We start from the raw sequence: 21,527 nt of genomic DNA on the forward strand, positions 1-21,527 counted from the left end.
GGGAAATCGTTATTTCCTTCCGCAGTGGGATCATTAACATTGGCGCTGAGGGTCAGATTTTGGCCGGAGCTATCGGGGCGGCTGCCATAGCCACCTCCTTACCCGATATGCCAGCTGTATTTTTGCTCCCGCTGGTATTTCTGGTCGGCGGTATGTGTGGTGCGATCTGGGGAGGAATTGCAGGTTGGCTGAAGGCCCGTCTGTCCGTAAATGAGATTCTTAGTACGGTGATGCTCAACCAGATTGCGATCCAGTTATATCTATTTCTTATACGTGGTCCGTTAATTGACCCAAAAGAGGTATCTTACGGCACAGGCGTACCACAAACAGCCTTAATTCCTGAACAGATCTGGCTTAGCCGGCTGATCCCAGGAACTCGACTTCATTCCGGTCTGATTTTCGCGCTGGTCTTAGCGGTCTTGGTTTATGTTTTTTTATGGCGCACTAGTATTGGCTATCGTATGCGAGCAGTGGGAGCGGGTCCTGAGGCCGCTCGGTATGCCGGAATTAAAGTGGAGTGGTACTTGGTCCTGGCCATGGCCCTGGCCGGAGGCATGGCTGGGCTGGCCGGTGTCGTCGAAGTAACAGGAGTTCATCACCGCGCCCTAGAAGGTATTTCCGCAGGGTATGGGTTTAGTGGTATCGTAGCTGCCCTTTTCGGTCGCCTGCATCCGTTAGGCACCATTCCGGCTGCTGTGCTGTTCGGTGCCTTGCTTTTAGGAGCGGATATGATGCAAAGGGCTGTCAATATTCCGGCAGCTATGATCATGGTAATCCAAGGACTCGTCGTCCTATTTGTGGTCTCAAGCGATTACTTTCAAAGTAACACAGGTTCTTTAGCCCGATTAAAGGCTAAAGTGTTTAGAGAAAAAGGGGACAAGGAAGGTGGCGAGTCATAATGGAGGGTGTCGTGAATTCCGATATTATTATTATAATTCTGGCTACTGGAATCCGTTTGGCCACGCCTTACCTTTTAGCAGCCTTGGGGGAAATGTTTGTCCAACGTTCGGGTGTTTACAACCTTGGCGTCGAAGGGATCATGATGATGGGTGCTTTTGCAGGCTTTTATGCGACGTTGCAATTAGGAAGCCCCCTCTTGGGCATTGTTATAAGCTTAGTCATTGGGGCGTTAATGGGCCTGTTAATGGCATTGGTCAGCGTGACCTTTAAGGCGGAACAGGGAATTAGCGGCATTGGACTTTACATGTTTGGTTGGGGGCTCTCAGGCTTGCTTTTCCGTCTGTATGTAGGAGGAATCACTTCCGTCGAGGGCTTGAAGGCCATAAAAATTCCGTTCCTGAGTAATATTCCGTTCTTTGGGCCCGTACTATTTGACCATAACGGGTTAGTCTATACAGCATTCCTGCTGGTTCCGTTGACAGGTTTTATTCTTTTTAAGACTAGTTGGGGTCTTAATGTGCGAGCAGTGGGCAATAAACCTGAGGCAGCGGATACACTGGGGGTTAGTGTCGTACGGATCAGGTATCAGTGTTTGATTGTTGGCGGTATGTTAGCCGCTCTGGCCGGGGCCTTCTTAACCATCGGTCAAGCGAACATGTATGCTGACAATATCACTGCAGGCAGGGGTTTTATAGCCATCGCCCTAGTTTACTTCGGACGCTGGAGCCCATGGGGTATTCTGCTTGGCTCGCTCTTATTTAGCTTAGCAGATTCCTTTCAGAGTATGGTTCAAGTGTTGGGGATTAATTTTCCCTATGAATTGGCCGTTATTTTGCCATACATGGTCACCATCATTGCCCTAGCAATTTCCTATGGACGCGTTTGGGCCCCTGCGGCCCTGGGGAAACCATTTCAGCGCGGAACCAGAGGTTAATTATAGAGAAATTTGAAGGAGGAAAAAAACATGAAGAAAAGAATACTAGCTCTCTTGTTGGCTGCCCTTACTCTCTTAACCTTAAGCGGCTGTGGCACTAAACCGACAGCACAGTCGGCTCCAGCACCTGAGGCTCCAAAAGTGGAAAAGATCCGAATAGCTCTTGTGCTTCCTGCGACAGTTGATGATTTGGCTTGGGGCCAATCCATGGTGGAAGGCTTGAAAGCAGTTCAGAAGACTATGGGTGCAGATAAAGTGGAGGTCGCCATCAGCGAAAAGCTAGGGAATGCTGTAGATGCAGGGTCTGCTATCCGCCAGTATGCAACCCAGGGGTATGACATTATCCTTGCTCACGGTTCCCAGTACCAAAGCGTCTTAACCGAAATTACCAAGGACTTCCCTAAAACAACCTTTGCCTATGGAACTGGTTTTGCCACTCAACCAAACGTTTTTGCGTATGATCCTCAGGCCCAAGAAGGGGGCTACCTGTTAGGGATGCTCGCAGCCATGACCACCAAGTCTGGTATCGTGGGGATTGTCGGACCTGTAGAATCCGGGGATGCAGTAAAGTACAACTATGGTGTACAACAAGGCGTACTTAAGGGAAAAGCGGATGTTAAAACGCGGACCGCGTATACGGGCTCCTTTAATGATATTGTGGGTGCAGGCAATCTGGCCAAAACTCAAATGAGTGCCGGAGCGGATATCCTCACTGGTTCCTCTCAACAGGCTGTAGGAGCCTTGAGAGCAGTAGCTGAAACCAAGGATAAATACTGGCTCTCCACGGATATGGACCAAAGCAGTATCGCGCCGGACCACGTTCTGGCAGCCCAAGTCTATAACTGGGAAAAGGTTGTCACTAAAATTATTGAATTAAGGAAAAAAGGAACTCTCGGCGGACAAGTCTTAACCTTAGGGTTCGCTGATGGAACAATTGATTTAAAGTACAATGCAAAATTGGCTGACAAGATTCCTGCGGCGGCTAAAGCTGCCGTAGAACAGGCTAAACAAGACATCATTAGTGGAAAATTAAAAGTGGAATTACCAAAGAAATAACGGGTGAGTACAAATGGCTGAAAATATTGAACACCTAGAAATGTGTGGAATCACCAAACGTTTTCCCGGTGTCCTAAGTAACAATAATGTTAATCTTCAAATAAAAACCGGTGAGGTACTGGCTATTCTGGGCGAAAATGGAGCAGGTAAAACCACTCTGATGAATATCCTTTACGGCCTTTATCAACCCGATGCCGGGAAGATCTTGATCAATGGTAAACCCGTCAATATCAATTCTCCTCGTGAAGCTATTGCGCTTGGGATAGGGATGGTGCACCAGCATTTTATGCTAGTGCCCACCCTTACAGTCTGTGAAAACGTAATCTTAGGGCTATCCAAGTCGTTCTTAGTGGATCTTAAAACAGCCACCCAACGAATTAAAGAAATTACGGCCACCTATGGTTTAGCTATCAATCCCGACGCCTATGTCTGGCAGTTAAGTGTTGGGGAACAGCAACGTGTGGAGATCATCAAAGCCCTTTATCGCGGTGCAAACTTACTGATCCTTGATGAACCAACTGCGGTACTTACCCCCCAAGAATCCAACGAGTTAATCGAGTTGCTCAGAAACATGTCAGCCCAAGGCAATTCCATCATTTTAATTAGCCATAAATTACATGAGGTTATGGCCCTAAGTGATCGGGTTACCGTGCTCAGGGATGGGGAAGTGTGTGCCGATGTTTTGACCCGGGAGACTTCGCAAGAAGCCCTTGCCCAGCTGATGGTAGGAAGAGAAATGGCTGCCTGTCAAAGGGGAGGAACCTTCTCACCGGGTAAGACTGTTTTAGAGTTTCAGGATGTATACGCTCAAGGGGATAAGGAAACAGAGGCCTTGGCAGGAGTTTCTCTCACAATCAGAGAAGGGGAGATTTTGGGCATAGCCGGAGTTTCAGGGAACGGACAAAAAGAACTCGCCGAAGTGATCGCAGGACTGAGAAAAGTTACTGAGGGTAAGCTTTATTTAAATGGCAAAGAAAGCACGAAAATGTCACCGGCATGGATCATTCAACAGGGTTTGGGTTATATACCGGAAGACAGGCTTCATGTGGGAACCATTCCTTCCTTTAGTATTTGGGAAAACCTGATCCTAAAGGATCACCACCTAGCCCCCTATGCCAAACATTTACTGCTTCAAAACCAGGTAATTATGTCCCATAGTTCATCGTTGGTGGAAAAGTACGGGGTAAAAACTCCGAACTTGGAAACCCCCACAGGCAAGCTCTCGGGCGGCAATATACAGCGGGTCATTCTGGCTCGGGAAATAACCCGGAGTCCTGTGGCGTTGGTGGCTGCTTATCCCACCCGGGGACTGGACATCGGCGCAACTGAGTACTTGCATAGCAAACTCTTGGAAGCTCGTAGTCAGGGAATTGGAGTCTTGTTGATATCTGAGGATCTCGAAGAACTGTTGAGTATTTGTGATAATATTGCAGTTCTATACGAGGGAAGGGTTATGCAGGTCATGCCAGTTGAGGAAGCAAATGAACGTATTCTGGGACTATTGATGGCCGGTATTGCCGAGGAGGCGTCATAAGCCTGTAAACATCATTTCTGCCATAACTCCGCCTGCCTTTTTAAGACTCCTTTACCACTGATAAGTAAATACACACAAGAGATGGATTCAAGTCAATTAACTAATACGAAACCCTAGGAGTAAGCGAAGGGCCGTGACAAGCGTTACGGCTCTTCGCTTTCCTCGTCAGTAGATTATAGCAAGGTGAGGGCTAATCTTTTCCTATCCGTGCAACCAAACACAGGTTAATTTAGGCTTATTTAAGATTGAGCTTGAATTGGGGCTACCAGCAAAACTTCTTCATTATCTCGATAAATTTTTGCGAATTCTGATATCGGAAGAGGATTTGTTCCTAGACCTACTTCTATCGTAAAGCCTGGTCGCTGGTATTTGTCTATGAACCAATCTTTGTAGCCTGCGTAGGACGTAATCCCAGTCGCTTCTGCCAGTGGATACCCACTTAACTGGGAGAATACTTCGCCAATACGTCGAGCCTCAGGTGGAGTTTTATTCAGATAAGTCCAATAAATCACCTCTCCTTGGCTGTGGTATGCAAGTACTAGCCTGAAATTATGGGTTCTGGTAAAGTCCGCAACAGCTTTTGATTCGGGCTCAGACTCTGGAGACTGTCCGGAAAACCTAGTAGGTCCTGGACCATGTACTCCGTATTCAGCCTCAGCTTGTTTGGAAAGTTGCCAGGAAGCATCGTAATTGTGGTTTAAATCAACTCCTCGGATGTTGGCTTGCCACACTTCTCCGAAGTTCATTCGGCCATTGTTCCAAGCAATCAGTTGGTCGTAAAAGGGATTATCTCTTTGCAAGCCTTGAAGAACTAAATCGACTCCGTCGGGATTAACCATGGGCATAATGTAAATCGTGGTTTGCAGCCAAATATCTCTGAGATCATAGCCATGCATAGGGAGACCCTCGGTGTAAGCTTTGGCGAAATTCTCGATATATTTCATTAACATGGGTGATGTTATCCATTCTAAGCTATGATGAGCAGCATTATAGAAGACTTCCACTGGCCCATTCCCTAATTTAAGGGTGTACAAGTTTTTTCCGAGCACACTTTTACCAGCTACTCCAATTTCGATAAAGGGATATCGACTCTTTAAACCCAGCACATCTCTCTCCATAATTTCATAAGTATAGTTAATATTGGTATCTACGACATCAAAAGAATAGGGTACTTTGATCACCTGACCGATTTGGAGAGTATGGGGATTAATGCCCGAGTTTGCAGTAAGTAACGTTGCGAGACTAATATGATACTTTTGAGCAATTAAGAATAGGGTATCACCTGCTTTGATGGTGTAATTTTCATACCCTAGGAGCAAACCTTGCAACACCTTAGAGGTGTTCGTGCCAATGATCCCATCGGCGGTTAATCCATTATTTCTCTGAAACTTTTTTATTGCTTCCTCTGTTTTAAGGCCAAAAATCCCATCAATCGGTCCAGGATAATACCCTAACTTTACTAAGAGACTTTGGATTTCCATGACATCATTACCTCTGGAACCGCGTTTGAGCGTCCGCATGTTAACACACCTCTTTTAGACCAACATATGTGAAGGGGATTATTTTGTTGACAACAATAGAGCTTGAGGATAAGGGAGGGTTGGGAGCAGAAGTGGTTAACGCTGCAGGACTAGCTTTTGAAGAAATCGCTGGATTAGTAAACCATGTATCTGTTCAGGTGAAGGAAATATCCTTGACCATTGATCAGATGGCTATAGGGAGTCAACAAATTGTTGGCTCTGTGAACCAGATTGATAGTTTGAGCAAAAAAGTGACTGAAGAGACCCAAACGTTTCAACGGCCACTGAGGAGCAATCGGTGTCTATGGAAGAAATTGCTTCTTTCTCTTTTATGGCAATCGATGCTTCCTACGCGAAGGGTAACTATAAGCATGGCGCAAAGCAGGCATATTTATAGATAGGAAATCATGATATTATGGGTTTAAAGGAGGGAATTTGATTATGGCTAATGCTATTTTCCTATTTATTCTTGCTGGTTTAGCGGAAATAGGAGGAGGTTATTTAGTATGGCTTTGGCTGAGAGAAGCTCGGCCATTTTGGTATGGGATAATAGGGGGGCTCATCTTAGTTCTTTACGGAATTATACCGACTATGCAAAAGTTTCCGAGCTTTGGCAGAGTTTATGCTGCTTATGGAGGGGTATTCATTATTTTGGCCGTTTTATGGGGATGGGGCGTTGATAAGAAAATTCCCGACACCTATGATTGGATAGGTGCTGCCATATGCCTGGGCGGGGTCTCAGTCATGTTATGGGCTCCGAGACATTAAAATTCTCGAGTTTAAAGATCTAAAGATCACTATCAAGAGCTTGTACATACATTAAAAATAATATCTAATTCGAATGAAGCTACTTGTGTTATCCTAATAAATAGAATGAAAAGTCTCATGGGGTGGGGAAATTTGAAGGCAATATTACTAGGAATATTGGCATCGTTCTTTTTTGCTGCAACGTTTGTGCTAAACCGTACTATGGAGTTATCGGGTGGGAATTGGATTTGGAGTGCAGTTCTAAGATATGTGTTTATGGTGCCGCCATTACTTATCCTAGTTATGGTCAGAGGAAATCTGAAGGCTCTGTTATTGAATATGCGCCAAAGACTAACGATTTGGCTGGGATGGAGTACCGTTGGTTTCGGACTTTTTTATGCACCACTTTGCTTTGCAGCGGACTATGGACCAGCCTGGTTAGTTGCGAGCATGTGGCAGATAACGATCGTAGCAGGCTCTCTACTAGCGCCACTTTTTCATACCACAATCCAAACGGAAACCGGGGTAATGAAAGTCCGTACTGCCATACCTGTGAAAGGGCTTGCCATTTCTTTAATCATTCTATTGGGTATCGCACTGATTCAACTGCAGCAGGCTCAGGTTCTTACGAGCAAAGAAATTATTTTCGGAATATTGCCCGTATTACTTGCTGCATTTGCGTACCCCTTAGGTAATCGTAAAATGATGGCTGCCTGTCAAGGACAACTGGACACTTATCAACGAGTCCTTGGCATGACGCTCGCTAGTCTCCCTTTTTGGCTTATATTATCGGTTGTGGGGGTAGCTGAAGTCGGACTTCCGAGCGGTCATCAGACGATGCAGTCGGTTATCGTTGCCCTTTCTTCTGGTGTCATAGCAACCAGCCTCTTTTTCTCTGCGACGGATATGACCAAGGGTAATGTCCACAAGCTTGCGGCTGTGGAAGCGACTCAGTCTGGGGAAGTTATTTTTGCTCTAATTGGTGAATTAGTCATCATCCACGGGCCTAACCCAACTATTTGGTCTATCGTTGGAATGCTTCTCGTCGTTCTCGGTATGATTTTGCATAGTTTCCTAGGTCGAGGAGAGACGGGCTAATTCGTAGCTGTATATATTTACCTGCCCAAGAACATGGATAGTCAAGGGTGGAGAATATTTTTCGGATGGTTGAGAGAGCGAGGCAAGGAGGCAAAATGGAGATGAATACAAATGTTATTGCTGGTAAATCCCTCCTGGAATGGAAGTCGGAATATCCAATAATCGATGATCTGATGTTTACCCATGAGGTTTTCTGGACGAACCCAAACTACAAGAGCTCTAAGAACCCTGTTCCTATTCAGGAAAAGGAAATACATGAGGCTAAGGAGAGACTTATTCGTTTCGCGCCCTACATTGCGCAAGCCTTCCCGGAAACTCAAGGTGACGGAGGGCTCATAGAATCGCCACTTACCCCTATATCTAACATGCAGAGATATCTTGAAGAATACTACAAACTAAAGATTCCAGGTCGTCTATGGCTAAAATGTGACAGCCACCTCCCTATATCCGGCTCGATCAAGGCACGAGGCGGAATTTATGAAGTCCTTAAACATGCTGAAGACCTTACACTCCAACATGGCCTAATGACAGTGGATAGCGATTATGCGAATTTAAATTCACCAAGGTTCAAAGAATTCTTCTCTGGCTACTCTATTGCAGTAGGATCAACAGGAAACCTCGGCTTAAGTATAGGCGTGATTGGAGCAAAACTTGGATTTAAAGTCACCGTCCATATGTCCGCCGACGCAAAATCGTGGAAAAAGGAGCTTCTTCGGTCAAAAGGAGTTCGAGTCATAGAATACACGTCGGATTACAGCAAAGCGGTAGAAGAGGGGAGAAGGCAAGCTGAGAAAGACCCAAACTGCCATTTCGTTGATGACGAGAATTCCCGCAATTTATTTCTAGGCTATGCTGTGGCTGCTTATCGCTTAAAAGGGCAATTGGACCGGATGAATATTATGGTCGATTCGGATCATCCGCTCTTTGTCTATCTACCCTGCGGTGTAGGGGGCGGACCCGGGGAGTAACCTATGGCTTAAAGCAAGTGTTCAAAGAGAATGTCCATTGCTTTTTCGCTGAGCCAGTTGATTCACCGTGCATGCTCTTAGGTCTTGCGACCGGCCTTCATGATCAAATTTCGGTTCAGGATATCGGTCTAACTAACAAGACTGAAGCGGATGGATTAGCCGTAGGCAGAGCCTCTCGTTTCGTAGGAAAAGTGATCGAAACCTTACTGAGTGGGGCTTACACTATCAAAGATGATGAACTCTTCAGGTTACTTCAGGCCTTAGACGAAACGGAGAACCACCAACTAGAGCCCTCAGCACTTGCAGGAATGCCTGGAGTAGCAAGATTATTACAAGCCGATGCAGGACTAAACTATTTAAAGCGGCTTGACCTAGAGAAAAAAATGGCCCAAGCCAGCCATATTGTTTGGGCGACCGGTGGCAGTTTAGTCCCGAGAGAGGTAATGGATCAATACCTGAGTAAAGGTAAATGATCGTAAATGCTTCGAAGTCTGGTTAATCGGGTGATCCCTAGTGTTGAGCGCATTGAATGTTGAGCTGTGAAAATGGGATTCTGTGCGAGGGTCAAGGGGGAGGAATTTGTTGAAATAAAGGGAATATTAAACTATAATGAAATATATGCTTGTAACCGTGTTCAGATTAATTAAATCAAAAAATATTAATTTTTGTGAAGATAGACCATATGCTAATGATGACAGAACACGGAGGAAATAAAAGTGACGAAATTCGAGGTTTACCAAAGTATAGCCGGAGAGGTTCAGAAGTTTTACAATGAAGATGTAGCCGTTACACTTTTCGATACAGAAAAGGTTGTTGCCTATTACCCTGGGAAAACGATAGATACCAGGGCCGAGCTTGGGAACCCACCTACGCCGGGCTCAAATGTTTTAGAAGCTCTCACGAGTGGACAACGCGTTGTACGGCGTGTATCAAAGGAACTTTTCGGGATTCCTTTTGTTGGTATTGCTCTACCAATCTTCGAAGAGAAAAAAATAGTTGGTTGCCTCGCCATTGCTTGTTCCCTTGAGCATTATGACAATCTCCTTGTCACTGGTAAGGAAATTCTAGAGTTTGTGGTAACGATTTCTTCTTCAGCTCACAATTTGTCAGCAGCAACTGAAGAACTAGCTGCAACGCTTCGAAGTATGGATGATGAGATAGAACAGGTTAACACAGAGATGCATAGAACCAACGAATTAACCCAACAAATTAAGAAGATTTCAAAGCAAAGTAACATCTTAGGAATTAATGCAGCGATTGAGGCTTCCCGTGCAGGTCAGCAAGGGCGAGGGTTCGCAATTGTTTCGGAAGAAGTCAGGAAGCTAGCCACGAATACACAATCCTCTACGCAGGCCATCGAAGATAATGTACAGGAAGTCCAAACATCGGTGGGGCTTTTGATCGAGGCTATTAAGCAACTGACAGCTGTGACTGAAAATCATGCCAGCGAAATTACAGAAATAGCCAATAGCTTAGTGAGAATAGAAAGTATGGCCAAACAACTTGTGAAAATGGGACAAAACTAAATTGTCAAGGCATCCTTCGAAGGCGTCGGTTAGAAATATCGATGCCTTTTGTCGTTTGAAGTAAGTCATGGGGAGTCAGGGCGAGACTTGTTTTTTTAGTCAAGTTAGAGTGATATAATGATTTATCATGATAGCCTTTAAAAGTAATTACGTAATAAATAAAGCAAAAGCAGAAACTGGAAGGTAAGCTTAATGTCTGATTACATATTGACCTATTCAAAGATCAAGTTTTATCCACTTGAGCCCAGCAAAGATGACATCAAAATCGAGGATATTGCACACTCATTATCGCTGATGACTAGGGCCAATGGACACTGTGACCATTTTTATTCCGTGGCACAGCACTCAATTAGTTGTTATCAGGAAGCTAAATGCCGAGGGTACTCTGCAAGGGTCCAACTTGGTTGCCTTCTTCATGATGCCAGCGAGAGCTATATTTCTGATTTAACAAGGCCGGTCAAACGTAACCTACCTCAGTATTTTTCCATTGAAGAAAAGCTACAAAAAACGATCTACGAAAAGTTCGGACTTGAAGATTTAACGGTAGAAGAACTGAAGCAGATTGAAGATGTCGACGACACTCTGCTGCACTACGAATTTGAAGAAATGATGGATTATCAAATCTTTGAAACTGCTCCTCAGAAATGGATGGAACATGATTTCGCCCAAAGGAATTTTGGCAGTGTCGAGCAGGAATTTATCGCCTTTTTTAATGAACTATTCTGCTTTCACGGATTAACATAAACGATGATCTAGACGAACTGAGCTTCATTAGTGAGGACTGCGCTTGAGGGATAAGCCTGTCCTCCTTTTATTATTTTGTCACACCATTTTCAAAAGTAATCCACTCCTTGATTAAGGACTGCGGAAAAGCTACATAGATTAATAATATTAACTTAATTATTAATAATGTTTAATGTGATGTTGACATAATTAATATAATGCTTTATTATCTTAAACATAGCAGTATCCAAAGACAATTTGAACAGGAGGTGATGATCTTGGATTATAAGATGCCCCATCGTTGTCCAGTATGTGATCATGAAATGAAGATTAGCAAACTAGCTTGCAGTTACTGTCCGACAAAAATTGAAGGAGAATTTAGCTCGTGTAAGTTTTGTCGGCTTCCTGCAGAACAATTAATTTTCGTGGAAGCGTTTATTAAATGTCGGGGAAATATTAAAGAGGTTGAAAAAGAGTTGAGTATCTCATATCCGACGGTTCGAGGTCGCTTAGATAGTGTGATTGAGGCCCTGGGTTATGGGGCCTATAAGGAAAAGGACCCTGAAAATGATAAGGAGGACCTCCATGAGGAAAGTCTGCGTAGGCAGGAGATCCTACAGGCTCTTGAACGGGGAGAAATAACTGCTCAGGAAGCTACGCGCCAAATGAGGAAACAAATAGATTAGAATTAAGAGACAAGAGACAAGAGACATATTATCTAAGGTTAGATTAAGGCTAAAAATGGAAGGAGTTCGGGAAATGAGTAATGAAAAAATGAAGATTCTCGAAATGATTCAAGAGGGTAAATTGACAGCCAATGAAGGAATGGATTTACTAAAGGCGATTGAGGAAGACAACTCACCTAAGGAGGAAGCTAAGACTCCCGAAGATGGGTTAGTTAAGAAAGGGATAACCTTATCGGGAGAACGTTTCTTAAGAGTTCGAGTGATCGGAGAAAAAGCCTTAAAAGTGAATGTGAATGTTCCTTTGAGTCTAATTCGTTCCGCTTCCAAACTGGTAGTTTATGCTATGAGCTTTGTTCCCGAAGATAAACGCGCTGAGCTAGAACGAAAAGGTCTTGATTTGCAGGCGTTGGATGTTGAGGGACTTGCTCGGATTTTAGAAGATACTCTCGATGGCAAGATCGTAGACGTGGAAGTTGCTGACCCTGAAGAGGGAAGAATCAAGGTGGAAGTGTGTGTGGAATAAATCAGCTAAGCTATTAGTAGTTCGGGTCAAAGTGCAAAGTCACAGAAGGTTTACGTTCCCAGTGCCTATCTGGGTAGTCAATCAGTTCTTAGAGGCCCTTACGGACTTAGCTTGGGTTGGGGAAATGGCCATAAGAAAGATACCAGTTCCCCGAGACGAAAAGGCCGGCAAACATTTGCGATGGGTTAAAACCATTTCTCCGAGCGGCATTATTGCCGCCACGCATAATATTATTAAAGATTTATCTGACTTTAAAGGGCTGGATATTGTTCATGTGGAAACTGAAGATGTTCAGGTCAAAGTCAGCATAAAGTGAATGGGGGAAAGAGATGAAACGACAGTTCTACCGAGTAATCATCAATGCCTTTGCCTTTTTTGTTGCAGCTCAGTTTTTGCCTATAGTAGCATCAACCCCTCTGCACTTCATACTGGCAGGTATAGTCCTTGGTCTTGTTAATTTGATGATTCGTCCACTACTAATTATTTTGACCATTCCTCTCAATCTTTTAACCTTGGGGGTTTTCACGCTCGTTATCAATACTTGGATGATCATGCTTACCAGTGGACTGTTGCCCGGCTTTTACGTGCCTGGGTTTGGGGTGGCCTTCCTGGCATCAATCATGGTGTCCTTGGCAAACTGGGGTTTTAAAGAGATAAAGTCTTAACAAGAACATCGATACGGTACTATCGGCTATTTGCAATTTCTTGACTGAATTGCTCCATCCGGCGAAGTCGATAAAATCTTGTCGGCGTCGGACGCAGTGGGTTAATCCGATAAATCAGCAAAGGACTACATCCCCCATTTCACTATCATGTGAAAATGGGGGATGTAGTTTCTTTTATACTCATATTAAACCTATCGTGGCGTCCTTACATAACCTAGACAGTCAAGAAGAGCGGGTATGACTATAGATAACTTGTATCATTAGCTTTAATAGCAGTGGAAGTATTAGCGATAGACTTGTAAACATCTGTCAGAGGATGTGATGGTTGTGTCACAGATTGTTCTCAGTTACATAGAGAGCTACTTGCTTGAGATAACGGTTGATATCTTCAAGCTTCTCAAGTCAAATATTATAGACCACCTCACCGCCTAGGTGAGTAACGGAATGATTTTGTCCCAGGTCCCTAACCCATAGCCAACTGCCACGAAAGCAAAAAGGTTTCATTAAGTTTTATTAATAAAAGGATTGTGGAAATAGTTTGACGAATTTATAAATACAAGGTATCGCTCAGATGTCATTACGCTATGCTTTGGGTGTAAGGACAAAGGCGATTAGTGCCTATTTCAATAGTTAATTAATAATTTGTTTGAGGATGAGCAGTGTGGGGGTTAAACTCTTAAGTCGGTCTGGTAAACCAATGAGCCTGAGGGCAAAGATTAACTGGCTTGTATTTCTAGATATTTTTATTGTATTAGTTCTAGTCCTGACTGTTTTTTCCTATATCATAGTTAAAATTCAATTTGACGAAATAGGACAAAGGGCGCTTACACTGGCAAAAGTAGTGGCAGATATACCAGCAATTGCTCTAGCTTTAGAAAAGGAATCTGACCCTTCACTGATCATTCAGCCGTTGGTTGAAAAGATTCGTGCTCAGACGGGGGCCGAGTTCATAGTCGTTGGAAATATGAATCTTATTCGCTACAGTCACCCTAATCCTCAAAATATCGGCCAAATAATGGTTGGAGATGATAATCAAAAAGTTTTGCTCGGTGAGTACAGCATTACCCAAGCTGTGGGTACCCTAGGTTTGTCGGTGCGCGGTAAAGCTCCGATTTTTGGTATGGATCACGGTCAGCGTGGAGTGGTATCAGTCGGCTTTCTTGTTGATAATATCTGGCAAGGAATTTTTTCCTACCTAATCATAATCGCCGGTATAGGATTGGTAGGACTTGCTATCGGCCATTTGGGGGCATATTTACTTTCGGGACATATTAAAAAACAGATTTTTAACATGGAACCGTTTGAAATTGCTTTTTTAACGCAAGAACAAGCTTCGATTTTGGAATCGATTAGAGAAGGTGTAGTGGCAGTTGACATAGAAGGTAAAATTACAACCTGCAATCAAGAAGCTAAACGCCTCCTAGAACTAGACTCTTCAGAGAATGTCTTGGGTAAGCCTGTAAGTACCGTAATTGCAAATTCACGGTTGCCAGAGGTGTTAGCCTCCGGGATAAGTCATTTTGACCAACCCATGATTATTGGCAATTCCTTAGTTATTGTTAATCGACTTCCCGTTATTCTCAGGGGAAAAGTAATTGGAGCAGTCTCTTCTTTTCGAGACAAAATGCAATTAGATCAAATCGACCAACGTCTTGCTGATGTGGGACGCTATGTGGATGCCTTGCGTAGTCAACGCCATGAATTTATGAATAAGCTTCATACCATATCGGGTCTGATAACAATACAAGAGTATGACCTCGCCCGTCAATTGATCGATCGAGTTAATAATGAACAGCAACAGGTCTTAGATTTTTTTCTAGCCAATATTCGGGACTCAGCGGTCGTCGGGATTCTGCTAGGTAAAATGCACCGGGCCAAGGAACTTGGAGTTCAATTAATAATAAATGATCACTCCCGCTTACAGGATCAATGTTCACATCGCGATCTCGTTTTGACGATCCTGGGGAATGCCATCGAAAACTCTTTTGAAGCGTTTACAGATTGGAACGTTAAAACCCGTAATCCAGTGATCACTGTGTATATTAACGATCAAAGCAAACAATTGATTATTAAAGTGATAGATTCAGGGCCAGGAATTAGCCCCGAAATAAAGGAGCACATATTTGAGAATGGGGTTAGTACTAAAGGAACAGATCGAGGTTTTGGATTAGCCTTGTTATCGGGTCGGATAGCATATATCGGCGGTGCTCTGACGGTTGAATCTGGTGATGAAGGGGCAATTTTAGAAGCTGTTTTACCACAATAAGGAGGACTTACGATGGTTAAAAAACCACTTCAGGTGCTAGTTGTCGATGACGACTTTATGATCGCCCGTGTTCATGCCAAATATATTGACTCCCAGAAAGGCTATCGTGTTATGGGAGTTTCGCATAATTTTGAGCAGTCTATGGCCCTAGTGCATGAATTACAACCAGATCTGCTGGTTTTGGATGTTTATTTACCTGATCGGTCAGGTATTGAGCTATTACGTACTATCCGCTCCCAGGGAATCTCCTGCGATGTCATTCTTATTACTGCTTCTAAGGAACTGGAGGTCGTTGAGGAAGGATTCAGGCTCGGTATATTTGATTATCTGCTCAAACCTTTCGATTTGGAACATTTGAAGGAATCCCTCGTTAAATATCAGCAATACAAGATTCGTTTAGGGACCTCATTAAATTTGAATCAAGCCATGGTTGACGATCTTAAAAAGATCCGCTCTACAGGACCTCTAAAACAATTGCAGTCTGGTATCGACGTACGAACTTTAGAGCACATTAAAGAAAGTTTGCATAACACTAAAGGGTTTTACAGCGCTGACCAGATTGCTCAATTAACTGAAGTCAGCCGTTCTACTGCTCGAATGTACCTTGCGTATCTAGTTGAAGAAAAAGTTGTAGAAGAAAAATTACAATATGGGACTGTCGGACGTCCACAGCTACTATATCGAATGATAAATAATATTACACCTTTGAAGTGGTGAACAATCCTCAAATAAATCGGGTATTAGCAAATAAGGCGGGGATGTAACAAACTGGAAAATTAGTTTGGTTACATCCCCGTTATTTTTATCGTCAAAATTGATTTTATTGTTTATATCATGATATTCGTTAGAATCGTTCCCTTGATTGCTTAGAATATATAGAATATTGTCATAACTCAGATGAGGGAGGGAAGTTGAACAAGTAGCATATAAATTCGCGAAATAAAAGGAGGATGTTTAAGTGAGAAGAAGGACTTCATGGATTGCTCTGGCCTTGGTTGGTGGCATGCTTCTAACTGGATGCGGTGCCACAACACCAGCTCCAAGCAATAACTCGAGTAGTGCTGCAAGTGCTCCGAAAACGTGGACCCCCGACGCAACAATCGAAATCGTGGCCCCCGCTGGTCCTGGCGGCGGTTATGACATGTTAGCCCGCACGATGGAAAGAACCCTTACTGGGGACAAACTGGTAGATAAAGCGATCATTATTACTAATAAAACCGGTGGCGGTGGTGCTACTGGTTGGGCTTACTTAAACACCCATAAAGGATCAGGCAATTATTTTGCAGCCAATTCTCCCCAGATCATCCAAAACAATCTCTTGGGTGTAAGTACGTTATCGTATAAGGATTTTACTCCCTTAGCTATGCTTCAAGCAGAATGGGAAGTTGTCGCAGTACCAAAAGATTCACCGTATAAAACGGGTAAAGATTTCTTTGAGGCACTCAAAGCTGATCCCACCAAAATCAGCATAGCAGTGGGACCTGCTTTGGGTAATGATGATCACATCCAGTTCCTCAAACTCGCTAAAGCTAATGGAATAACGGATATGAGTAAGCTTAAGTTTGTTGTTTACCCTGGAGCGGGTGGCGAGGAAATTCCTGCCCTGCTCGGTGGACATGTTCAAGCCATGACGATCAGTTTGGGTGAAGCTATGGAGCAGTACAAAGCCGGAAACCTTAACATTTTGGGAATTTCCTCCGACAAGCGTTTGGAAGGGGATTATGCAAAAATCCCGACTTGGAAAGAACAAGGAATTGACGTAGTTTTTCCCCACTGGCGCGGTGTAGTGGGACCTAGTGGCATGACCCCTGAGCAAATAGCTTACTGGGATAATGCTCTGAGCAAGATGTCCCAGCAACAGTCCTGGAAAGATGCCATGAAAAAGATGAACATGGATGTATACTATCTGAATTCAGCCGACTATAAAGCTTATCTTGAAAAATCGACTCAAGAAGAGTCAGATCTCTTAAAGTCAGTGGGTCTGATTAAATAGTGGCTTTAAGGAGCGGGAAGGTGGCACAGGGCTGCCACCTTTCTCATATTTTACTGGAATGCGGAGGTGACTTAGAAGTTGAGCAAAAATATGATTACTGGCCTCTTCGCAGTGGCACTCGGTGGTATTTACCTGATTGCGACTCTTAATCTGCGCCAACAAACGATGGGCGATCCGACAGGCCCCAAAGCGTTTCCCTTCATCATAGCCATTCTTCTTATTTTGTTGGGGATATTATTGCTCGTGAAAGAAATCAAGACTCCCCAAGAGAGTAAAAGTATAGTGTTTTTCCAACTCACGCCAGAAGGGAAAAAGGTCTTAATACGTATAGTGATCACTTCGATTGCTGGGATTATTTATGGATTTCTGCTGGATCCTTTGGGTTATTTGATATCTACCGCTGTATTCATGCTCGGATTAATGTTTTTGGTCAATACATTGGTACGTTGGAAACAAAACATTATTGTATCGATCAGCTTTTCCCTAGTTACGTATATTGGATTTGCCACCTTACTCCATTTGAGTTTACCTCGCGGAATATTAAGTTTCTAAGGGGAGTGAAAAATGCTAGATTCTCTGAATTACCTTGCTCTCGGCATGCACGAGGCATTTACCGCTACCAATATTTTTTGGGTACTTATTGGTGGAATTTTGGGTACGGTCATCGGTATGTTGCCAGGCTTAGGGCCGGCAACCGGCGTAGCCGTTCTGATTCCCGTGACCTATGGGATGAATCCGACAACAGCCCTGATAACTATGGCGGGTGTCTATTATGGGGCGATGTTTGGTGGCTCTCGGGCCTCGATCCTAATCAACACACCAGGAGATGCTTCGGCGATTGTGACCTGTTGGGACGGGTATCCGATGGCGCGCAACGGCCAGGCCGGCAAAGCATTAGCCATTAGTGCTTGGGCTTCCTTTGTCGGTGGGATGATTAGTGTGATATTTATAGTTTTCCTAGCCTTACCTGTAGCAAGGTTTGCCTTAAAATTTGGGCCAGCGGAAATGTTCGCTCTTCTCGTGTTCTCTCTGACAGCGACGGTAACACTCTCCAAGGGTAATCTTCTCAAAGGCTTCATTTCCCTGTGTTTGGGTTTTATCATCAGTACGATTGGCATTGATGCTCAGACTGGGGTTATGAGATTTACCATGGGATTTGGGAGTCTGCAGGATGGAATCGACTTTTTAGTGGCTATGATTGGACTCTACGCAGTAACGGAAGTCTTTAAAAATTATGCTTCGCTTGATGCCAACTATGGTGTCAGTACTTCTGATATTGGTAAAGTATCTATGACACGCGCGGACTGGAAGCAATGCCTCGGACCGATTCTCCGCAGTACGCCGCTTGGCTTTATCGTTGGGGTTTTGCCAGGTATGGGTGGCACGATTGCAACATTGTTAGCCTATTCAACGGAAAAACAAATTAACAAACATCCGGAGAATTTTGGCAAGGGTGCTATGGAAGGTGTGGCTGCTCCAGAGGCTGCCAATAACGCTTCTTCAGTTGGGGCTATGATTCCGCTGCTGACCATGGGGATCCCCGGATCAGGGACTACGGCAGTGATGCTTGGTGCGCTCATGATGCTGGGAATTCAGCCCGGTCCGACGCTGTTCACTCAACACCCGGAAATTCCCTGGGGTGTTATAGCATCGATGATCATTGGCAACTTGTTGCTCCTAGCGATTAACTTGCCGCTTGTGAAACCACTTGTTCAATTGTTGAAAATCCCGCAAAGAATCCTCCTGCCGATGATTATGGGCCTAGCCTTCATGGGTACCTATTTGATGAACTATAGCGCCAGTGATTTCTTCCTATTAGTTCTCTTTGGTATTGGCGGGCTTTTAATGTCTAAACTGGATATTCCCATTCCACCTATGGTCCTGGCACTTATCCTGGGCGGGATGCTTGAACAGTCCTTCCGCCAAGCTCTCACGATTGGAAATGGAACGCCAGTACTATTTTTTACTAAGCCCATCTCAATCGTTCTGTTAGTCCTAGCAGTTTTGTCCATAGTCTATACCTTAGTCAAAGATTCAAGAGCTAAAGCAAGAATAAGCAAAGGTCAAGCAGCTTGACCGGGATAATATCAAGTGGTTAAGATGAGAGCTGGTTGCTGAATGTTTGTATAAGGAGTCTAAAAGTATGAGTTGGGTAATTGGGCATAACAGCGGAAATACAATCTCGATTTTTCGCCAGCTCTTGGTATCCAGTGATAACATAATCAAAATACCCGGAGCTCACGATGCCTTGGCGGCTTTGCTTGCTAAAAAGACAGGATTTCAAGCGCTATATTTGTCGGGGGCCGCTTTTTCAGCAAGTTTGGGATTACCTGACCTGGGCGTGACGACGCTCAGTGAGCTGACAGCCCGGACTAGAGAAATTTCGCGTGCTTCCGGCTTGCCGCTTCTCGTCGATATTGATACAGGTTTTGGCAGCATTATTAACGTGACCCGGACGGTGCAGGAAATGGCAGATGCAGGTGCCACCGCTATCCAAATGGAGGACCAGGATTTCCCCAAAAAGTGTGGTCACCTTAATGGCAAGAAACTAGTCTCTAGGCAGGATATGGTACAAAAAATTATTGCTGCCCGCAAGGCCAGCAAAGATATTGTAATCGTTGCCCGAACGGACGCTAAGGCCAGTGAAGGAATAAACGCCGCGATTGATCGAGCCAAAGCTTATGTAGATGCCGGAGCAGACATTGTTTTCCCGGAGGCCCTGCAATCTGAAGAAGAATTTCGTGCGTTCGCGGAAGCGACGGATTTTCCGTTGCTTGCCAATATGACCGAATTTGGTCAAACACCTTATTACTCTGCTCAGCAGTTCCAGGATTGGGGATACAAAATCGTTATTTTTCCTGTGACTTCATTGAGAATCGCTGCTAAAGCCATCGAGCGAGTTTATTCGTTAATTCAAACTGCAGGGACACAACGGGAAATGCTAGGCGACATGCAGACCCGCCAAGAACTGTACGACTTAATCAGTTATTTTGAGTACGAAGAACTGGACTTAAGTATTGCCAAGACCGTTCTGCCCGGGCACTAGCGTGAAGAAAAGGATGGCATAGATAAAAAAATTTTATCCGTGCCATCCTTGATCAATTCATTTAACTATCCAAACATCTCATCGAGGCGCTGTTTTTTGCGAACAAGAAATCTTTATTGTTAAAGTCCAGTTTGGTTAGTAGATCAGAGATTTGCACGATGTCGTTGGAATAAGAATGGGAGTTGGATAGGGGGGGCGGACCGGTTTGTCACAGTTTTCTATTATTTGTTCAGTATACCGCGGTGGAACGAGTCGGGGGTTATTTTTTCGCAAGAGCGATTTACCTGACGACACTGACCTACGTAACAGGATTTTCATGGCGGGGATCGATTCTTATAATCCCACGCAGATCAACGGTTTGGGCAGCGGAACCTCTCATGCCAGTAAAGTTTGCGTGATTTCTCCTTCTTCAAGGAAGGGAGTTGATGTTGAATATACGTTTTACCAAATCGGGATCGGCGCAGAAATTGTGGATGACACAGGAACTTGCGGAAACCTGATGGCGGCCGTTGGTACCTTTGCGGTTGACGAAGGCTTAGTTCCGGTTAATTTTATCGATGATTTTGTCAATATCGCGATCTTTAATACGAACATTGGGAAAATGCTCAGGATGCAAGTCCCTCTCATTGACGGAAAAGCCAAGGTAAGCGGCGATTACTTGATGCCCGGTGTAACGACCCCTGGGGCTAAGATAATGATCAACATTCTGGCCCCAGGTGGAGGGAAGACCGGAAAAACCCTTCCCTTAGGGATTAACGGACCAGTGAAAACGAAATTCGGTACCTATAGTATATCTTTCGTCGATGTTGTGAATCCTTTCGTTTTCATAGATGCCAACGATCTAAGGGTAACAGCAGCAGAAGAAAATAGTGAGCTATCGCGAAATCCCCTCCTACTGGAGAAAATCGAGCTGATCCGCAGGCAAGCTGCTGTGCAAGCCGGTATGGCAACCACAGAGGACGAAGTGGCCGGTTCAGTGCCGAAGTTTGCGCTGATCATGGCACCACAGACTTATGTAACCTCGGCGGGAAGGGTTATTAAGAAAGAAGAAGTAGACATTGTAGCAAAAATGGTTTCCATGGGAAAATTCCATCGTACGTTTGCGGGCAGCGGTTTATATTGCCTGGCAGCAGCGACTCTCCTCCCAGGCACGATACCTAATCGTTTTGCAAGAAAAAGAGATGGCTGGCAGGAACAGATTATTCGAATAGGCCATCCTGAGGGGATCGCTGAGGTAAGGGTATCCCTAACAGAATCCGGAAAAGACGTGGCCAGTGTGGGATTGGATCGGACGGCAAGAAGGATCATCAAGGGGGAGCTGTATATACCACGCTGAGTCGGC

21 protein-coding genes and 1 pseudogene are annotated in these 21,527 nt (G+C 44.4%); 21 read left to right on the forward strand and 1 reads right to left on the reverse strand.

The window, feature by feature from the left end; translation table 11 throughout:
* From UF75_RS14055 to UF75_RS14070, 4 genes are all read left to right on the forward strand, one after another.
* Positions 1-899 (forward strand): ABC transporter permease (locus UF75_RS14055; protein WP_045575229.1); only part of this gene is annotated, 899 nt, incomplete at its 5' end.
* A complete protein-coding gene (locus UF75_RS14060; protein ID WP_045575230.1) occupies positions 899-1,834 on the forward strand; it encodes an ABC transporter permease in 936 nt (311 codons plus the stop codon). The genes UF75_RS14055 and UF75_RS14060, both read left to right, overlap by 1 nt.
* A 30-nt stretch (positions 1,835-1,864) precedes the next feature.
* On the forward strand, positions 1,865-2,890 hold the full coding sequence (locus tag UF75_RS14065; RefSeq protein WP_045575231.1) for a BMP family protein: 1,026 nt from the start codon (positions 1,865-1,867) through the stop codon (positions 2,888-2,890).
* A 13-nt stretch (positions 2,891-2,903) separates the two neighbouring features.
* Positions 2,904-4,424 (forward strand): ABC transporter ATP-binding protein, encoded by a 1,521-nt coding sequence (locus UF75_RS14070; RefSeq protein WP_045575232.1) that lies wholly within the window; start codon positions 2,904-2,906, stop codon positions 4,422-4,424.
* A 239-nt stretch (positions 4,425-4,663) separates the two neighbouring features.
* On the opposite strand, the gene UF75_RS14075 is transcribed toward UF75_RS14070, so the two are convergent.
* A complete protein-coding gene (locus tag UF75_RS14075; RefSeq protein ID WP_045575233.1) occupies positions 4,664-5,944 on the reverse strand; it encodes a M14 family metallopeptidase in 1,281 nt (426 codons plus the stop codon).
* Positions 5,945-5,991: 47 nt separating this feature from the next.
* Between UF75_RS14075 and UF75_RS14080 the strand changes: the two genes are divergently transcribed.
* From UF75_RS14080 to UF75_RS14160, 17 genes and pseudogenes are all read left to right on the forward strand, one after another.
* Positions 5,992-6,345 (forward strand): hypothetical protein, encoded by a 354-nt coding sequence (locus UF75_RS14080; protein ID WP_045575234.1) that lies wholly within the window; start codon positions 5,992-5,994, stop codon positions 6,343-6,345.
* 40 nt (positions 6,346-6,385) lie between these two features.
* Positions 6,386-6,712, forward strand: a complete 327-nt coding sequence (locus tag UF75_RS14085; RefSeq protein WP_197079404.1) for a YnfA family protein — start codon at positions 6,386-6,388, stop codon at positions 6,710-6,712.
* A gap of 132 nt (positions 6,713-6,844) precedes the next feature.
* Positions 6,845-7,789 carry a multidrug resistance efflux transporter family protein gene (locus UF75_RS14090; RefSeq protein ID WP_045575236.1) on the forward strand — a complete coding sequence of 315 codons (945 nt, stop codon included), beginning with the start codon at positions 6,845-6,847 and terminating at the stop codon, positions 7,787-7,789.
* Positions 7,790-7,890: 101 nt separating this feature from the next.
* Positions 7,891-9,230: pseudogene (locus UF75_RS14095) on the forward strand (D-serine ammonia-lyase).
* Between the two features lie 243 nt (positions 9,231-9,473).
* A complete protein-coding gene (locus UF75_RS30725) occupies positions 9,474-10,283 on the forward strand; it encodes a methyl-accepting chemotaxis protein (RefSeq protein WP_045575237.1) in 810 nt (269 codons plus the stop codon).
* Positions 10,284-10,475: 192 nt separating this feature from the next.
* Entirely contained in the window at positions 10,476-11,027 is a 552-nt protein-coding gene (locus UF75_RS14105; RefSeq protein ID WP_045575238.1) for an HD domain-containing protein, read from the forward strand.
* Between the two features lie 257 nt (positions 11,028-11,284).
* Positions 11,285-11,692 (forward strand): DUF2089 domain-containing protein, encoded by a 408-nt coding sequence (locus tag UF75_RS14110; RefSeq protein WP_045575239.1) that lies wholly within the window; start codon positions 11,285-11,287, stop codon positions 11,690-11,692.
* A 73-nt stretch (positions 11,693-11,765) separates the two neighbouring features.
* Positions 11,766-12,215 carry a hypothetical protein gene (locus UF75_RS14115; protein WP_045575240.1) on the forward strand — a complete coding sequence of 150 codons (450 nt, stop codon included), beginning with the start codon at positions 11,766-11,768 and terminating at the stop codon, positions 12,213-12,215.
* Complete coding sequence (locus tag UF75_RS14120) at positions 12,205-12,531, forward strand: hypothetical protein (protein WP_045575241.1); 327 nt, start codon at positions 12,205-12,207, stop codon at positions 12,529-12,531. Before UF75_RS14115 ends, UF75_RS14120 begins: the two co-directional genes overlap by 11 nt.
* A 13-nt stretch (positions 12,532-12,544) precedes the next feature.
* The gene (locus tag UF75_RS14125) at positions 12,545-12,880 is read left to right on the forward strand and encodes a phage holin family protein (protein WP_045575242.1); all 336 of its coding nucleotides are present in this window, start codon (positions 12,545-12,547) and stop codon (positions 12,878-12,880) included.
* Between the two features lie 661 nt (positions 12,881-13,541).
* Positions 13,542-15,146 carry a sensor histidine kinase gene (locus UF75_RS14130; protein WP_052693259.1) on the forward strand — a complete coding sequence of 535 codons (1,605 nt, stop codon included), beginning with the start codon at positions 13,542-13,544 and terminating at the stop codon, positions 15,144-15,146.
* Positions 15,147-15,158: 12 nt separating this feature from the next.
* Positions 15,159-15,863 (forward strand): response regulator, encoded by a 705-nt coding sequence (locus tag UF75_RS14135; protein ID WP_045575244.1) that lies wholly within the window; start codon positions 15,159-15,161, stop codon positions 15,861-15,863.
* A gap of 241 nt (positions 15,864-16,104) precedes the next feature.
* Positions 16,105-17,139, forward strand: coding sequence for a tripartite tricarboxylate transporter substrate-binding protein (locus UF75_RS14140; protein WP_052693260.1), 1,035 nt, complete (start codon positions 16,105-16,107; stop codon positions 17,137-17,139).
* 78 nt (positions 17,140-17,217) lie between these two features.
* Positions 17,218-17,691 (forward strand): tripartite tricarboxylate transporter TctB family protein, encoded by a 474-nt coding sequence (locus tag UF75_RS14145; protein ID WP_052693263.1) that lies wholly within the window; start codon positions 17,218-17,220, stop codon positions 17,689-17,691.
* Between the two features lie 12 nt (positions 17,692-17,703).
* Positions 17,704-19,215 carry a tripartite tricarboxylate transporter permease gene (locus UF75_RS14150; protein ID WP_082075151.1) on the forward strand — a complete coding sequence of 504 codons (1,512 nt, stop codon included), beginning with the start codon at positions 17,704-17,706 and terminating at the stop codon, positions 19,213-19,215.
* A 67-nt stretch (positions 19,216-19,282) separates the two neighbouring features.
* On the forward strand, positions 19,283-20,185 hold the full coding sequence (prpB, locus tag UF75_RS14155) for a methylisocitrate lyase (RefSeq protein WP_045575245.1): 903 nt from the start codon (positions 19,283-19,285) through the stop codon (positions 20,183-20,185).
* Between the two features lie 205 nt (positions 20,186-20,390).
* Positions 20,391-21,521 (forward strand): PrpF domain-containing protein, encoded by a 1,131-nt coding sequence (locus UF75_RS14160; RefSeq protein WP_045575246.1) that lies wholly within the window; start codon positions 20,391-20,393, stop codon positions 21,519-21,521.
* The last annotated feature ends 6 nt before the right edge of the window (positions 21,522-21,527 follow it).

The organism is Desulfosporosinus sp. I2 (assembly GCF_000960765.1).
Taxonomy (GTDB): domain Bacteria; phylum Bacillota; class Desulfitobacteriia; order Desulfitobacteriales; family Desulfitobacteriaceae; genus Desulfosporosinus.

Excerpts from the sequence above, each read along its gene's own strand:
- UF75_RS14075 (WP_045575233.1), bottom strand. The coding sequence starts at position 5,944 with ATGCGGACGCTCAAACGCGGTTCCAGAGGTAATGATGTCATGGAAATC.
- UF75_RS14115 (WP_045575240.1), top strand. The coding sequence starts at position 11,766 with ATGAGTAATGAAAAAATGAAGATTCTCGAAATGATTCAAGAGGGTAAA.
- UF75_RS14065 (WP_045575231.1), top strand. The coding sequence starts at position 1,865 with ATGAAGAAAAGAATACTAGCTCTCTTGTTGGCTGCCCTTACTCTCTTA.
- prpB (WP_045575245.1), top strand. The coding sequence starts at position 19,283 with ATGAGTTGGGTAATTGGGCATAACAGCGGAAATACAATCTCGATTTTT.
- UF75_RS14150 (WP_082075151.1), top strand. The coding sequence starts at position 17,704 with ATGCTAGATTCTCTGAATTACCTTGCTCTCGGCATGCACGAGGCATTT.
- UF75_RS14105 (WP_045575238.1), top strand. The coding sequence starts at position 10,476 with ATGTCTGATTACATATTGACCTATTCAAAGATCAAGTTTTATCCACTT.
- UF75_RS14135 (WP_045575244.1), top strand. The coding sequence starts at position 15,159 with ATGGTTAAAAAACCACTTCAGGTGCTAGTTGTCGATGACGACTTTATG.
- UF75_RS14125 (WP_045575242.1), top strand. The coding sequence starts at position 12,545 with ATGAAACGACAGTTCTACCGAGTAATCATCAATGCCTTTGCCTTTTTT.
- UF75_RS14060 (WP_045575230.1), top strand. The coding sequence starts at position 899 with ATGGAGGGTGTCGTGAATTCCGATATTATTATTATAATTCTGGCTACT.
- UF75_RS14085 (WP_197079404.1), top strand. The coding sequence starts at position 6,386 with ATGGCTAATGCTATTTTCCTATTTATTCTTGCTGGTTTAGCGGAAATA.
- UF75_RS14070 (WP_045575232.1), top strand. The coding sequence starts at position 2,904 with ATGGCTGAAAATATTGAACACCTAGAAATGTGTGGAATCACCAAACGT.